The sequence below is a fragment of the Lacibacter sediminis genome (assembly GCF_014168535.1).
GTDB classification, from domain to species: Bacteria; Bacteroidota; Bacteroidia; order Chitinophagales; family Chitinophagaceae; genus Lacibacter; species Lacibacter sediminis.
The window spans coordinates 903641-919199 of the sequence record NZ_CP060007.1; the positions used below are offsets into that span (position 1 = coordinate 903641).

Genomic DNA, 15559 nt, shown 5'->3' on the forward strand with positions numbered 1-15559 from the left:
AATCGGCAGGATTTGGAAGATTAAATGTAAGGCCTATCAATGGTTTCGCACCAAAAATCCGGATGAAATATTTATTAACAATAAAACGTGCTCAGCTCTTGGACTTCTTTTTCGAAAGAATAGTTCCTTCGAGGAAATTGTACTTTTTAATTCGGTACAAAACATCGTAGCCATCTGCAAAAAACAATTCTTCGTGACGAGGACTGCAATAAAGCACGTAAAGCTCACGTGGGTATTGCTGGAGGGAACTATTGATTTTCTGGATGATATTTTTCATCAATACTTCATCAAACGGATTAAACAGGAACACAGTGCTTATATCTTTTTTGATCTCAAGTGTGCTGATGTCGCTCCATGATAATTCATATTGCAGAGAAGGGAAACGTTCTTTTGTAAGAGAAAGATTCTGTTCTGCCTGTTGAATCAATTGTTTTGCAAAATCAATTCCATACAATTTTGTAAATCTATAAGCAGCAGCCACACACAATGCCCTTCCTTTTCCGCAACCAATATCTAAAAACGTTCCTTGCCTTGCATTTTCAGGGAGATGCTCAAGCACACTTTCAATGGTGAAATAATTCACCGGCATGTATTCTGTGGCATGCGACAATTGATTCCCTTTGATCTGAAATTCTGCAAGATCGTTTGCCGAAGTGGTATTGATGCCGTATTTTTTTTCGCCTTTTAATTCTTGCTTCAATGTGAAGAAACCTATCCTGATGCCCCAGTTTGAAGCGATGTATAAGAAGTAGTTTATGTGTTGCAGTAGTTTCAATCCGTAGATGGTCTGATGTCAATAACTTTTAATTGCAGACTAACAGTTCCGTTCCATTCATTTTCGTCAATGGTATAAACAACATCGAATGCTCCTTGTTGTATCACAGGAAACAGATGAGCTGCACGAAAGAAGATACCTGTTAAAACAGTATCATTTTGTTTCACCACTAAGCGAAGATGTTGATCTTTTACAATTTTGCTGAAGCCGTTATCACGCACTTTTTTCGAAACAAAAACGGGCCGCATGTTTTCAGGTCCAAATGGCTCCATTTGTTTGATGATATTATAAAGCCCTGGCTTGATATCTGCCAGTTGCAACTCCTCATCAATAATAATTTCAGGAATAAGCTGCTCATCTTTAATAGTGCGGCTAACTTCTTTTTCAAAAGCTGCTGCAAACGCATCGACGTTCTCGGGCATTAATGTGAGGCCTGCTGCTGCGAAGTGCCCACCATATCCTAGCAAATGTTCACGACAGGCGTGAATGGCTTCATATAAATTAAATCCATTTACGCTTCTTGCACTGCCAGCTGCATAATCGCCGCTCTGTGTAAGTACAATCGTTGGACGATAATAATGTTCCGTTAATCTGGACGCCACAATACCTACTACTCCTTTATGCCAATGCGATTGATATAAGACCGTTGATTTTTTTGTTTTCAGTTGTTCGTTGCCGTTAATGATTGCAAGTGCTTCTTCAGTGATGGACATATCGGCTTCTTTGCGTTCATCGTTGTCTGCATGCAGCATTTCAGCAAAGGTTAATGCTTCTTCATATGTTGAGGCAATGAACATTTGTACAGCTTTGCGTGCATCATCCATTCTACCTGCAGCATTTACTCTTGGCGCAATTAAGAAAACAAGGTTATTGATATGCATGGTGTTTTTCACACCACTTAAAAACATCAAAGCTTTAATGCCATACGATGGTTGCTCATTAACACGCTTCAAGCCGTGAAAAGCAAGTATCCTGTTTTCACCGGTCATTGGAACGATGTCTGCAGCTATCGCTGTTGCCACAAGATCAAGATAGCGATGCACATGCTCATCTTCAAGATTCAGTGTTTGAGCCAATGCGGTAATGAGTTTAAATCCTACACCGCAACCACATAATTCTTTGTATGGGTAATTGCAATCTTTTTGTTTTGGGTTTAGAATAGCAACTGCAGCCGGTACTTCTGCATCGGGTAGGTGATGATCACACACAATAAAATCAATACCCAACTCTTTTGCATATGCAATTAATTCAACTGATTTAATACCACAGTCAAGTGAAACTATTAAGCTAAATCCTTTTGTTTTTGCGAAATCAATTCCCTGTTTCGATACACCGTAGCCTTCACGGTAACGATGAGGGATATAGAAATCTAAAAACGTTGGATCATAAACGGAGCAAAGAAATTGATACATGCAGGCAACACTTGTTGTGCCATCAACATCGTAATCTCCAAAAACAAGAATCTTTTCGTTGCTGTTAAATGCATGCAATAATCTGTCAACTGCTTTCTGCATGTCTTTCATCAGCCATGGATCATGAAGATCGCTCAATTGCGGACGGAAATATTGTTTTGCTTTTTCGAACGTATTAAACCCTCTTTGTACCAGAATGCTGCAGAGTACGGAATGGATCTTGAGCTCTGCAGCAAGTGCATCAACCCGTTGAGCGTCTTTTTTTAAAAAGGTCCATCGTTTCTGCATGCTTAATATTTTCTATCGGTGGTATATCTTACCAATGCTTCAAGTCCATCTCTTATTTCATTTTGTGGAAATTGATGAAGAATAGCGATCGCTTCATCACGGTAACGGTTCATGGTTTCGGCAGCATATGTAATGCCGCCGGCTTTTATTACTTCATCAATGATGTACTGTACGTTTTTCTTCTGCCTGTTTTCGTTTTTGAGTAGATAGATCAACTCTTTTTTCTTTGAAGGTTCGGCATTATTCAACGTATAAATTAAAGGGAGTGTCAGTTTTTTTTCTTTGATGTCGTTGCCCGTTGGTTTACCAATAGAAGCGCTGCCATAGTCAAACAAATCGTCTTTGATCTGAAAAGCAATACCGGCCTTCTCTCCAAACAACTTCATCTGTTCCGTTTTTTTGGTATCCATTGTGGTAGACCATGTGCCTGCGGCGCATGCAGAAGAGAGGAGTGAAGCTGTTTTATTTTTGATGATCTCAAAGTATACTTCTTCACTTAGGTTGAGTTTCCTGGTCTTTTCTATTTGAAGGAGTTCCCCTTCACTCATTTTTTCAACAGCTTCCGATAATATTTTCAAGGTGGTGAAATCGTCGTTTTTCAGCGAAAGCAACAAGCCTTTTGAAAGCAAATAGTCTCCCACTAAAACGGCGATTTTGTTTTTCCAAAGCGCATTAATGGAAAAAAAGCCCCTCCGCTCCATCGATTCATCAACTACGTCGTCATGGACAAGGGTGGCGGTATGTAATAATTCGACAAGGGCAGCTGCACGGTGAGTACTTTCTGTAATGGGGCCAAACAATTTTGCACTCAGGAACACAAACATGGGCCTCACCTGCTTCCCTTTCCGCTTGATAATATATTGCATGATCCGATCGAGCAGGGATACCCTACTTTTAACAGCTTGGCGGAATTTTTCTTCAAAAGCCTGTAATTCGTCTTTGACCAATAATTGAATGGAGGAGGAAGCGCTCATGGATCGGCAAATTACATTAATTGAAGATCTTTCATGTAATTTGGATAGAATGCAGCTATATTTGTGCGAAATAGGTCTTATATGACTATCTGATTGTAAATAAATTGCAAAAAATTTGCTTTTTAAACTGTGATCTCTATTTTTGCATTAATCATCAGGAATTTTCGAAACTTAATTACAACAACTATGGCAAGCAAAAAGTACACCCTTCTTATAGGGGCCCTATGTTTTATTTTAACAAATCTTACCGCTCAGAGCTACGATTGGAAAGACTCCTCTCTGATTCCTAAAAAGTCACAAGCTCAACACAACGAATTTTTACAGAACCAACAACCTTTTCCGGCAAAACCACGTAACCAGTGGGAAATTGGCTTAAGTGTTGGTAATGTTCTGGTAGCCGGCGACGTAACTCCTGTTGTTCCTCAAATTGGTTGGGGTGCACATGTACGTAAAGCTTTCGGTTATATTTTCTCTGCAAGACTTCAATACGCAGGTGGTATCGCAAAAGGTTTGAACTGGACTCCAGCATTTAACTATGCAAAGAATCCAGCATGGGCTTCAAGTTATGTTGCCCCTGTAAATACGCAGTGGCCTAATGCTCCAATTCCCGGTCAAATACCTGGTCAGTTATATCAAGTAAGTAGCGTTGATCCTACTCAGGCATACCCTTTTGGTCCTGAGCAAGGAGATCCTGTTTACTACAATTTCAGAACTGTGTCTCATCAATTGGCGTTACAAGGTATCATCACCTTGAATAATATCCGTTTCCACAAATCAAAAACCAGCTTTATCATCTATGGTCTTGGTGGTATTGGCGGCATGGTTTACGAAACAAAAATTGATGCTGAAAATGCAAATGGCGGAACTTATGCAGCAGACTTTGCAGCCATCTATGCAAAATACGAGGTTGCGAATAAGAATAAGCGTGATATCCGTCGTGATTTGAAATCGGCAATGGATAAAAAATACGAAAGCACAGCTGATGGTCATCAATTGCGTCGTCCTAAATTATTTGATATGACTTTCCGCCCAATGGTACAAGTTGGTGCAGGTTTAGCTTTCAAAGTAGGTAAGCGTTTCAGCATTGGTGTTGAAGAAGTTTTGACTATTGTGAAAGATGATCTTCTTGATGGACAACGTTGGCAAGAGCATTCTTTTGGGGATGCGTCTTTAACTCGTGATTTCGATAACTGGCATTATACAAATATAAATTTCAACTATAGCCTTGGTGCTAAGTCAGTTGAGCCTCTTTGGTGGTTAAATCCTTTGGATTATGCTTACAACGAATTGAATGCTCCACGTCACATGAAGCTTCCAAAACCAGTTTTAGATGATGCTGATGGTGATGGTGTAACTGATCAGTTCGATAACGAACCAAACACCCCTGCTGGCTGCCCGGTTGATACTCATGGTGTTGCTCGTGATACTGATGGTGACGGCGTTCCTGATTGTAAGGATAAGGAATTGATCACCCCAACTCAGTGCCAGCCAGTAGATGCTGACGGTGTTGGTAAGTGCCCAGATCCTGAGTGCTGCAAAAACATTCAAGCTCCATTACCTGCTTGTAACCTGGTTGACCTTCCAAGTATCAATTTCGCTGGCAACTCCAGCTCATTAAGCGCAGAAGGTAAAGCACTGGTTGGTAGCGTTGCTACTTCACTCCGTGGTAACCCAGAATGTAAACTGATCGTTTGCGGTAGTGCTGCTAAGAGCAAATCAGGTCAGGCCTTAGGTCAGAAGCGTGTTGACGCTATCGTTAAATATCTGGTAGAAGTACAAGGTATCAGCGCTGACCGTGTGGTTGCTCAGTATGACTGCCATGAAGGTGATCCTTCAGTAGTTGAGCTCCGTGCAGAAAAGAAATAAGTTGGTATAGACTAATTGCTTATAAAGCCCTCCGGTCATCCGGGGGGCTTTTCTTTAGGAAAAGATTAACCGGTGTTTTCCTGTTCAGAAAAAGGATAGCCCTAATTTGCCCGAAAATCTTAACTTTGCTGGCTTTTATGAATTTGATTATCCGTCTTGTATTTTTCGTGGTTGTTATTGGCTCACTTGCAGGGTGTAATAAAAAGACTATTACAAATATCCTCAAGAGTAAAGACGTTGAGTATAAACTTGGTATGGCAGAACAATACTATGCCAACAAGAAATATAGTAAGGCGCAGATTCTTTACGAAGATCTGTTTCCTTTATTAAGGAACGACCCACGGTTTGAAGATCTTTATTATAAGTACGCTTACTGTGGCTTTTATCAGAAGGATTACCTGAGTGCAGAGAATCTTTTTAAAGGTTTCCTGGAAGTATTTCCAAAAAGCCAAAAGGCTGCGGAGGTTGATTATATGCGAGCGTATTGTTATTATAAACAATCGCCTGGTGTTGATCTTGATCAAACAGCGACTCAAAAAGCAATTGGCTCGATGCAGGCTCATCTTAATAACTATCCTGAATCTTCAAAAGCCGAAGACGCAAAGAAAATTATTGAAGAATGCTACGCAAAGCTGGAAGAGAAGGAGTATAAAAGTGCTGAGCTTTATTATAATGTAGGTTCACATAGAGCTGCAGCAATTACCTTCACTAACTTATTGAATAGCTATCCTGAATCGAAGAGAGCTGATGAGTATAAGTTAATGATCATAAAATCTTACTATCAATACGCACAAATGAGTATTGAGGAAAAACAAAAGGAACGTTTTCAGAAAGTGATTGAAGAATACTATGATTTTGTTGATCGCTTCCCGGAAAGCAAACTTTTAAAAGACGCAGAAAAATATTTTAATCTTTCTTCAAATAATTTAAAACCAAATAAAAATGAGCAGACTGATACGAAAAGTTAGCGCCAACACCAGCAATGTTGTTGAAACAAAAAATGTGGCTGACTTGAAGGCGAAAACAGGTAATTTATATGAATCAATTGCTGTTATTGCCAAACGTGCCAACCAGATCAATATTTCCTTAAAGGAAGAATTGCATAATAAACTGGAAGAGTTTGCAAGTCACACTGATAGTCTTGAAGAAATTCATGAGAACAAGGAGCAGATCGAGATATCAAAGGCTTACGAAAGAATGCCTAACCCTGCTTTGCTTGCAACACAGGAATTTGTTGATGATAAAGTATATCATCGCAGAGCAGAGAATGAGCTGTTCTCCTAATTCAAACTTGAATAAATGATTTAATGGCGGTCAGTATACGACCGCCATTCCTGTTTTTTTATTGAATATTTTACTCTATTTTCATTTTCAGATGAAGCTACAGGGAAAGAAAATCGTATTAGGGATTACAGGCAGCATTGCTGCCTATAAATCCATTTTGTTGGTACGCTTGCTGGTTAAAGAAGGCGCAGAAGTAAAAGTGATACTCACTCCTTCTGCAAAAGATTTTGTATCGCCACTTGTACTCACCACTCTATCAAAGAACAATGTACTTATCGATCTGTTTGATGAGAACAGCTGGGCTAACCATGTTGAACTTGGCCGTTGGGCCGATCTGATGTTAATTGCTCCATTAAGCTGTAATACATTAGCTAAAATGGCAAATGGCATGTGCGATAATCTTTTACTGGCTGTTTATCTATCAGCAACATGTCCGGTAATGATTGCCCCTGCAATGGATGAAGATATGTGGAAACACCCGGCAACAAAAAGGAATATCAACACTCTTCAGTCTTATGGCAATCATCTCATCCCTGTTGAAGCGGGGGAGCTTGCAAGCGGACTTGTTGGCGAAGGACGAATGGCCGAGCCTGAAAGCATCATGCACACAGTAGAAGGTTTTTTTTTGACCGGCTCTGAATTTAAAGACAAAAAAATATTGGTAACTGCTGGCCCCACGTACGAATCAATTGATCCGGTAAGATTTATTGGCAATCATTCAAGTGGTAAAATGGGCATTGCGATAGCGGATGAACTGGCTATGCGTGGCGCAAAAGTGGTGTTAGTGCTGGGTCCGTCTTCTCAACAAATAACAAGTAATTCTATTAAGGTAATACGGGTAAATAGTGCGGAAGAGATGTATCAAAAAAGTATTGAGCACTTCCCCGATTCTCAACTGGCAATCATGTCTGCGGCTGTTGCTGATTATACTCCTGTACAAATTGCCGCTGAAAAGATAAAGAAGAACGAGGGCGGCATGCAGATTGAATTGAAAAAGACAAAGGACATTCTTGCATCGTTGGGCGATATGAAAAAGCCTGATCAGTATTTGGTTGGTTTTGCTCTTGAAACAACGAACGAAAAAGAATATGCTTTGGGAAAGCTGAGCTCAAAAAATGCAGATATGATCGTGCTGAATTCACTGAACGACGCAGGTGCCGGGTTTGGTGGTGATACAAATAAAATCACCATATTCGACAAGAACCGGCATGAATATTCGTTTACAGTAAAGACGAAGAAAGAAGTTGCGAAGGATATTGTGAACACCATAAAAAAAATGATGCATGCATAAAGGCTTACTCCTTTTTCTATTTTGCTTTTTATCATGGTTCAGTAATGCACAGGAGCTGAATGCGAGGGTTCGTGTGGTAGATAATCAGATCCCAACAACGATTGACAGGAAAATATTTCGCACCCTTGAAGCTTCTCTTACTACATTTCTAAATAACCGACGCTGGTCTGCAGATAATTTCAAACAGAACGAAAAGATTAACTGCCAGATTCTAATTAATCTTGAAGGGATGGGTGAGCCAAATGTATTTTCGGCAAGTATCACTATCCAGGCTGCACGCCCGGTTTACTCCACTTCATATGTATCTCCGATCATCAACTTTAAAGATCCAAACTTCGATTTTAAATACATAGAATCGCAACCGATGGAGTTTAATGAAAACCGGATATCAGGTTCTGATCCATTGGTTTCAAATTTAACAGCTGTAATGGCATATTATGCCTACATAATAGTTGGATTCGATTATGAATCTTTCTCATTGCGTGGCGGTAATCCTTATTTCCAGAAAGCACTCAACATCGTTAACAATGCTCCTGATGCCAGTAAAATTTCTGGATGGAAGTCGTTTGAAAATAATAATCGCAACAGGTATTGGCTTACAGAAAATCTGATCAACAACCGTTATACTGTAATACACGATGTGTATTATAATTACTACAGAAAAGGAATGGATTATTTGTATGAAAATGAAGCTGGTGCAAGAACAGAAGTGATGAACTCTTTGGTATACCTTGATAACCTGAACAGGGAAACGCCTAATCTAATGATCGTACAGTTTTTCATGTTAGGCAAAGCTGATGAACTGATCAATCTCTTTAAAAAAGCACCACCGCAGGAAAAAACAAAAGTGGTTGATATATTAAGCCGGCTTGATGTTACCAATTCGAATAAATATAAACAGGAACTTCGATGAGAGAAATGCTGTTACTGTTATGTTTATTTGGTGTAGTTGCATGTTCTGAGACTAAAAAACCACCAGCCAATGTTCTTGGCCCGGAGAAATTTCAAAAGGTACTAACCGATTTAATACTTGCCGATGCTTTGTCTACCGAAAGATCATTCAAAGACACTTCATTGAAAATTAAGGATGCAAATGCTGCGTACTTTCTGAAAATATTCGAACTACACGGAGTGACTAAGAATGAATTTATGCGGAGTTATAATTTTTATCTGAGTCGACCCGATCTTCTTCGGGTTATTTCTGATTCCGTTTCCGCAGTACTTAACAGAGAAAATCTTAAATTAACGACCGATACCGTTAAACCTAAGCCGAATGGTAATAACAGCCCGAAAATTAGAATCAGAGATGGGAATAAATAGTGAGATCGCTCACTATTTTGCCAACGAACGGAAAGTACCAGCTGATAATGCTTACTGGAAAAATAAACGTATCTATATCTCATTTGGTTTTGGCTTCCAGGCAATACCATTCATGTTTGATCTTGTACATAAATGCGGTATCTCAACCGATGTTTTGCTGCAAGACGACCACGTAGCATTAATGGAACAAGGGTTCGATAAAGTAGGCCGTTACGAACACAATGAAATTACGTTTTCAGAATTTCTTACAGAGTGCAAAGTTTTGTTGAATGGGAAAGTAAAACAGCAACATTTGGCCGCAGATCTTTTTGCTTTATTTTCAGGAAAAGAAACCTCTTATTTTGAGTTTGAGACGAAGCATAAAGCACTTGCACGTTCAGACAGCTTTCTTTTTACATTAGTTGATCTTGATGTTTCTGATGAATGGGTAAGGTCTTTTTTGCCAATCTGGTATTCTTTAGCAAGGCCTGTTTTATTACTCGATGATTTCAAGGATCTCGAAGATGATAGAAAGAATGGAGATGAGAACATGATCATTGAGCTTGGAGACAACGGCGAGGCTGTAAAAAAAGCTTATGACTTCGGTATGAAAGATTTAGAAATACTTAGTAAAGTGAACCCTAAACTGTCGAAGTATATTGAAGAGTTTTTTCAAAAATCACTTTTGCAGGAACATATCCGATCAATGCTCGTTGCTTAATCAATCAGTGAATTTTTCATTGCAAAGAAAACAAGCCCAACAGAATTCTTAACTCCAAAACGTTCCATTAAACGGTCTTTAATTGCTTCTACCGTTCTTGCACTGATCTCCATTTCTTTGGCTATTTCTTGGGCAGTGTATTCCATGCACAACAGTCGTATTACCTGCTTTTCTTTATCTGATATCTGAATTTCGCTGTTAAGTGTAGGAATAGATTTAACCTTGTTATGTGATTTTTTCAGGAGTATTCTGTTCACAAAATTATTGAGGTAATATCCTTTAGTAAATACTTCAAGAATCGCTTTTTTTATTTCGGATGGATCGGAGCTTTTTAAGAGATACCCATTTGCACCATTTTCCATTAAGTGGGTTACAAAACGCTCATCTTCATACATGGTTAGAACCAGCACATGCATGTCAGGATAAAGTTTATTAACAGCCTTAGTTGTTTCAATGCCATCTTTGCCGGGCATACGTAAATCCATTAGAATTACATCGGGCTGAGCTTCCGCCAAACCAGCTAATAGTTCTTCGCCATTTTCAGCTTCAAGAACAAATCTGATGTTTGTGTACGATCTTAAAGAAAGGATCACTCCTTTTCGAAAAATCTGGTGGTCGTCTGCTATTGCAACTTTAATTTGGTTCATAAGATCAAGGGTTGTAAAGTTAGTGTTTTCAGTTGTTATAACATCGCCTCAATCGGAATCTCAATGGTTACTTTAAAATATGTATTTGACGGGTCTTTTTCAAAAAGGATTTTTGAGTTTAATATCTTGACACGGCTGTAGATGTTTTTAAGACCCATACCCTGAGGAGTATCTCTCAGCTTTTCATACTCTGTTTGCGTTAATCCTTCTCCATCATGATGCATACGGATATAGATATATTGATCGGTCTTGTTTTGTGTTAGATGAATAAAACTTGAATGGCTATGTTTGATCGTATTATTTACCAGTTCTTGTAGTACCCTGAAGATAGATAATTCATATTCCAGCTTCAATCGGCGCTTATAATCATGAAATCGTGCGCTAGCGCTGATCGATCCGCTGCCATTGATCTTTTGAAACATGTCATTTACAGCACTCTCTAATCCAAAGTTCTTCAATGTGGGAGGAATAAGGCTGTGCGACATATTCCTGATCAATTGAATGGTATCATCAATAATTTGTTTTGCATTGTAGATACTTTGTAGCTGTGTCCCCTGATCTTGATGAATAAGATTCTCATTAAGATATAAGCGAACTGTAGCTAAAAGCGGGCCAGCATCATCGTGCAGATCTGCAGCAATACGTTGCCGTTCTTCTTCCTGGCTTTGAATTGAAGCCTGCAGCATCATCTGCTGTTGTTCTTCCTGCATTTTTTTCATCCGTAATTGGAAGTAGATCACCTTACGTTGATGAAAAACAATAAATACAATTAAGCCGATAGCCAATAACAACATCCCGAATGTACCGAAATACACAACATAGGTTACGTTGGTTGAATTTGTGGCTTGTAAAAAAAACATTTGTAGTGGCAGTGGTTTTGGTTAGTGTTTCGTTTAGGTTAGGGACAAATGGCTGTCTGTTAAGGGTTGCTTATCCGGTTTTATTACAAAGGCAATTGAAAATAACAAATTCCTGATGATAAAAATCAAAGCATGGATAATGATATATTGATTTTCAAAAACCTCAGATTGCTTGATGATGTTGTTATACCAGAATATAAAAAATGTACCGGCTGTAAATACCAGAAATCCTACAATTGACCAAAACGAACTTTGGGTGTAGATGAATATCGTTTTTGGGAAACGTATTTGTTCAAAAAAGTAAAGCAGACAAAAAAGGAGAATGAAGACTGTATTGACGGTTGTGACAATAGAAGTAGTAGTCGATGTTGTTTCAAAGAGAAAAGGAATGAATTGAAAGGCAGCGTAAGCAATCGTACAAATCAAAGTGAGCTTCTTATTCATAGGCCCAACCAATACTTGTTGGAAAAAGAAATAAATAAAGATCAGGTAGGTTAAAGGATTAAAAAAACTAATTAATTGAACAACTTCAGGATGATTGGTTTTAGCACTAATAACAAAAGCGGCCTGTTGTAAAATGGAAAATATAATGAATAAAAAAACTACCCAATTTTCTCTGCTTTGACTTCGCTTACGAAGAAAAAAGAGAAAACAGGGTAGTAATAAAGAAAGTCTTGCTATAGTTTCTAAAAACTCCAAATACTAGTTTTGGAGTCAAATATAATGAAGTTTAAAGACTTGTTTAAACCCACTATAAATTACCAGCCAGCTGTTTTAAATGTTTGATCGCTCACCAATCCTTCTTCAGATTCCAATTCGCCTGTAACTTTTACGACGTTGTAGTTTAAAATTGGGTTCATGTTGCTGTCAACACCAACTAAAATAGCTTGGCGGATACCTTGTTCGTTATAACCGGGAACAATTGTAATGCCTGCACAACCAGGTTGAGCAAGGATCTTTTCGATCATTTCTCTTCCCATTGTGTTAGCATAATGCTGTTCAGGGTGTTTGTCGAAAAAACGTTTAGCCATTTCTTCGCCAGCTTCGAATCCTATGTGGCGGCCAATGGTTTCTACTTGTGGTTTTTGAAGTAATTCTTTTTGCATAGTTGTAGGTTTAAGAAGTGAAGTTTAAGACTCTAAATTTTCAAAAATTGAACGCCTATGCAAGAGCCTCTTATGTGAATAAGTAGTAGAGAATACTACAACTCACATTAATCCAACATTTTACATCTTAAAATTCAGGTAATAAGTAATTAGACTAAAGCAATATTACGATAATTTTTACGTAAAATTACTATTTCAAAAATGGGAAATCAACGTGAATTATACACGGGAAAGGCGCAAGTAGTAGTACTGTGTGAAAAAAATGTGCATAAGTGAAAACACTTAGCGATAGTACTTTGGTGAGTTTTAAAAACGTGACTCTGAGTTGTGATTTGAAACCAGCAGCGTTTTAACTTTTCAGCAATCCCGATTTGGCAAATTCTCTTAATGAAATATATAATATCCTGCTTTTGTGATTCCAATCTATAACAAATGTACATTTCCCAGTCGAGGCAAACAAGCGTACTATTGACCAATATTATTTGAACGGGGAATACCACTGAATTGTTGATTTTTGATGCTGGTTTTTGTGTTTAGGGAAAGATTTCTAAGTTCAAACCCATTTTCGGAGATAGTATTCTTTGAAGTATGAAAACTCTGGAGTATTTTGCAGAAACCTCAAAAACCACAATATCCCATGTCTGTTGATTCTAACATTAAGTTCGCCATAGCCGACGATCATAAAATATTTCGTGATGGTATTAAAATGGCTCTCGGCGGCAGACCTCACCTCAAATTAATCTGGGAAGCCGAAGATGGTAAAGACATGATGCACAAGCTTACCATTAAAAAGCCCGACATTCTTTTAATGGATATCCGGATGCCTGAGCTTGATGGAATTAATGCCTTGCAACTGATACGCAAGGAATACGAAGAAGTGAAAATTGTTGTACTGAGTATGTATGACGATCAGCAAATGGTGAGTAAAATGATGGAAATGGGGGCTAATGCATACCTTACAAAAACTACTGATCCCAATGAAATTTACGATGCAATTCTCACATGCATGAACGAGGATTTTTATTTCAACGAACTCGTAAATCAGGCTGTGTTACTGAAACTCAATTACAAAAAAACTGTAAAACAGTTCTACCCTAACTCAACCAAATTCTCTGAAAAAGAGTTGCAGATTTTAAAATTGCTTTCAGAAGATAAAACCACAGAAGAGATATCAAAGATTGTTTTTCTAAGCCCTCGAACGATTGAAACAATAAGACAAAATATGAAAAACAGGGTTGGTGCCAAAACAATTGCAGGGCTTATTGTTTACGGAATGCGAAATCGATTGATAGAGTAAAACCGTAAAAACCACAATTCTAAAGTCAGGTACTACTACCTGTGAAAATGACCAAAAAATTTAACAACTTGCACTCAGATAAATAGTATTCTGTCTTTAACATACATATCCTATGTACACAATGAAAACCGTAAAACCAGCCGACTCAACAACTGACTTAATCAAAGTAGCTATTACAGACGACCACGTGCTGTACCGTGCTGGCGTGAAAACCGCCTTGGGCATGAAAAAGGATATTCAGGTGATTTTCGAAGCCGATAATGGCATGCACCTGTTGAATATGCTAAAGTCAATACAGCCCGATGTTATCTTGCTTGATGTGCAAATGCCCATCATGGATGGCATTGCCACTCTCCCCGAAGTAAAAAAGCTTTACCCTGATATTAAGATCATTATGCTTACCATGCATGATGAACATACTATGATCACCCGTCTGATGGAACTTGGGGCAAATTCATACTTAACCAAGAACTCAGATAGCGAGGTGATCTATGAAGCTATTAAAACCTGTCATGAGCAGGAATATTTCTTCAACACACTTACCAACAAGGCATTAATTGATGGATTAAAAATGAAACGTCAGGGCGATGCAATGATGGGCCATGATGTGAAACTGAACGATAAGGAAATTAATATCCTTCGTTTAATGTGTGAAGAAAAGAGCACAAAGGAAATTGCTGATATCGTTGACCTGAGCCCACGTACAGTTGAAGCCATTCGTGATAAACTCAAATCAAAAATTGGCGCAAGATCTACAGCCGGGTTAATTCTCTATGCTGTAAAACATAATATTATCGAAGGATAAGAAAGATACTTTCAACCAAAACCAACCGCACAGGCGATACTGAAAAGTGTCGCCTCTTTTTTTATTCTACTTTCGCTGTGTATGCCACTTTACTACAGCCTTGACAAAAAGATTTTTTCGGACGATGAGTTGCGTATTCATCCGGATAACCGCTCCTTTCGATATGGAGAAGGACTGTTTGAAACCATCCGTTTGCATAAAGGAATGATTCCGTTGTGGGATTTACATTGGAATCGGTTGAGTGAATCATTGCCCAAATTATATTTTGAATTGCCTCCGCATTTTAATGAAGCAGAATTGAAAGAAGAAATTCTTCGAGTAGCAAAAAGAAATCAGTGCCTTGATGCTGCAAGAGTGCGCATTACTTTTTTTAAAGGCGAAGGCGGTATTTGGGAACGACCAAGTTATCCTTTTCATTTTTTAGTGCAATGCTGGCCATTGGAGAAAAAGGAATTCAGCATGAATGAAAATGGATTGGATATTGGTTTGTTTGAAGCTGGAAGAAAATCCTGCGATAGTTTTTCCAATCTTAAAACCAATAATTACCTGCTGTATGCATTGGCAGCCCAATATGCGAAAGCAGAAAAACTAAATGAATGTCTGGTGCTCAACCAACATGGCCGTGTATGCGATGCAACCATTGCCAATGTGTTTTTCAGCAAAGATGGCATCATTCATACTCCACAACTAGAGGAAGGTTGTATCAATGGTGTGATGCGTCGTCACGTCCTTGAACAACTTCGTAATGCAGGATTCCCGGTAAAGGAAGGAGCTTATTTACCCGACGAAATTGCCGAAGCTGATGAAATTTTCCTAAGCAATGCCATGTATGGCTTGCGTTGGGTGAAAAAATGGGGCGACAGAACTTATCGGTTTCAGCAAGCCTCCACTATTTTTCACCGCTTTATTTCTCCGTTATTTCCGTAAACATTCG

The 15559-nt window shown here is 38.6% G+C and carries 17 protein-coding genes; 10 read left to right on the forward strand and 7 right to left on the reverse strand.

Annotated features, from left to right (window positions below; genetic code table 11):
• Positions 1–91: 91 nt before the first annotated feature.
• The 3 genes from H4075_RS03970 to H4075_RS03980 are packed head-to-tail and all read right to left on the reverse strand — an operon-like array spanning position 92 to position 3449.
• Entirely contained in the window at positions 92–775 is a 684-nt protein-coding gene (locus H4075_RS03970; RefSeq protein ID WP_182804351.1) for a class I SAM-dependent methyltransferase, read from the reverse strand.
• The gene (gene recJ / locus H4075_RS03975; protein WP_182804353.1) at positions 772–2475 is read right to left on the reverse strand and encodes a single-stranded-DNA-specific exonuclease RecJ; all 1704 of its coding nucleotides are present in this window, start codon (positions 2473–2475) and stop codon (positions 772–774) included. The genes H4075_RS03970 and recJ overlap by 4 nt, the downstream gene beginning before the upstream one ends.
• A 2-nt stretch (positions 2476–2477) precedes the next feature.
• The gene (locus tag H4075_RS03980) at positions 2478–3449 is read right to left on the reverse strand and encodes a polyprenyl synthetase family protein (protein ID WP_182804355.1); all 972 of its coding nucleotides are present in this window, start codon (positions 3447–3449) and stop codon (positions 2478–2480) included.
• A gap of 186 nt (positions 3450–3635) precedes the next feature.
• On the opposite strand from H4075_RS03980, the gene H4075_RS03985 reads away from it, so the two are divergent.
• From H4075_RS03985 to H4075_RS04015, 7 genes are all read left to right on the forward strand, one after another.
• On the forward strand, positions 3636–5315 hold the full coding sequence (locus H4075_RS03985; protein WP_182804357.1) for an OmpA family protein: 1680 nt from the start codon (positions 3636–3638) through the stop codon (positions 5313–5315).
• A gap of 137 nt (positions 5316–5452) precedes the next feature.
• Positions 5453–6283: an outer membrane protein assembly factor BamD gene (locus tag H4075_RS03990; protein WP_182804359.1), complete on the forward strand. Its 831-nt coding sequence runs from the start codon at positions 5453–5455 to the stop codon at positions 6281–6283.
• Positions 6258–6599, forward strand: coding sequence for a DNA-directed RNA polymerase subunit omega (locus H4075_RS03995; protein WP_182804361.1), 342 nt, complete (start codon positions 6258–6260; stop codon positions 6597–6599). Before H4075_RS03990 ends, H4075_RS03995 begins: the two co-directional genes overlap by 26 nt.
• Positions 6600–6690: 91 nt before the next feature.
• The gene (coaBC, locus tag H4075_RS04000; protein WP_182804363.1) at positions 6691–7890 is read left to right on the forward strand and encodes a bifunctional phosphopantothenoylcysteine decarboxylase/phosphopantothenate--cysteine ligase CoaBC; all 1200 of its coding nucleotides are present in this window, start codon (positions 6691–6693) and stop codon (positions 7888–7890) included.
• Positions 7883–8803: a type IX secretion system protein PorD gene (gene porD / locus H4075_RS04005; protein ID WP_182804365.1), complete on the forward strand. Its 921-nt coding sequence runs from the start codon at positions 7883–7885 to the stop codon at positions 8801–8803. The genes coaBC and porD overlap by 8 nt, the downstream gene beginning before the upstream one ends.
• Entirely contained in the window at positions 8800–9210 is a 411-nt protein-coding gene (locus tag H4075_RS04010) for a DUF4296 domain-containing protein (protein WP_182804367.1), read from the forward strand. Before porD ends, H4075_RS04010 begins: the two co-directional genes overlap by 4 nt.
• The gene (locus H4075_RS04015) at positions 9197–9910 is read left to right on the forward strand and encodes a hypothetical protein (RefSeq protein WP_182804369.1); all 714 of its coding nucleotides are present in this window, start codon (positions 9197–9199) and stop codon (positions 9908–9910) included. Before H4075_RS04010 ends, H4075_RS04015 begins: the two co-directional genes overlap by 14 nt.
• Here the strand turns inward: H4075_RS04015 and H4075_RS04020 are convergent.
• Genes H4075_RS04020 through H4075_RS04035 form a run of 4 tightly spaced genes read right to left on the reverse strand, consistent with a single transcriptional unit; the run spans position 9907 to position 12523 of the window.
• Entirely contained in the window at positions 9907–10557 is a 651-nt protein-coding gene (locus tag H4075_RS04020; protein ID WP_182804371.1) for a response regulator transcription factor, read from the reverse strand. The genes H4075_RS04015 and H4075_RS04020 overlap by 4 nt on opposite strands.
• 35 nt (positions 10558–10592) lie before the next feature.
• Complete coding sequence (locus H4075_RS04025) at positions 10593–11417, reverse strand: sensor histidine kinase (protein ID WP_182804373.1); 825 nt, start codon at positions 11415–11417, stop codon at positions 10593–10595.
• Between the two features lie 33 nt (positions 11418–11450).
• Positions 11451–12116, reverse strand: a complete 666-nt coding sequence (locus tag H4075_RS04030; RefSeq protein WP_182804375.1) for a hypothetical protein — start codon at positions 12114–12116, stop codon at positions 11451–11453.
• 59 nt (positions 12117–12175) lie between these two features.
• A complete protein-coding gene (locus H4075_RS04035) occupies positions 12176–12523 on the reverse strand; it encodes a hypothetical protein (protein WP_182804377.1) in 348 nt (115 codons plus the stop codon).
• Positions 12524–13160: 637 nt separating this feature from the next.
• Between H4075_RS04035 and H4075_RS04040 the strand changes: the two genes are divergently transcribed.
• The 3 genes from H4075_RS04040 (at position 13161) to H4075_RS04050 (ending at position 15552) form a co-directional block, all read left to right on the forward strand.
• Positions 13161–13820, forward strand: a complete 660-nt coding sequence (locus H4075_RS04040; RefSeq protein WP_182804379.1) for a response regulator transcription factor — start codon at positions 13161–13163, stop codon at positions 13818–13820.
• 121 nt (positions 13821–13941) lie between these two features.
• Positions 13942–14625 carry a response regulator transcription factor gene (locus tag H4075_RS04045; RefSeq protein ID WP_182806566.1) on the forward strand — a complete coding sequence of 228 codons (684 nt, stop codon included), beginning with the start codon at positions 13942–13944 and terminating at the stop codon, positions 14623–14625.
• An 81-nt stretch (positions 14626–14706) separates the two neighbouring features.
• Positions 14707–15552 (forward strand): aminotransferase class IV, encoded by an 846-nt coding sequence (locus H4075_RS04050; protein WP_182804381.1) that lies wholly within the window; start codon positions 14707–14709, stop codon positions 15550–15552.
• The last annotated feature ends 7 nt before the right edge of the window (positions 15553–15559 follow it).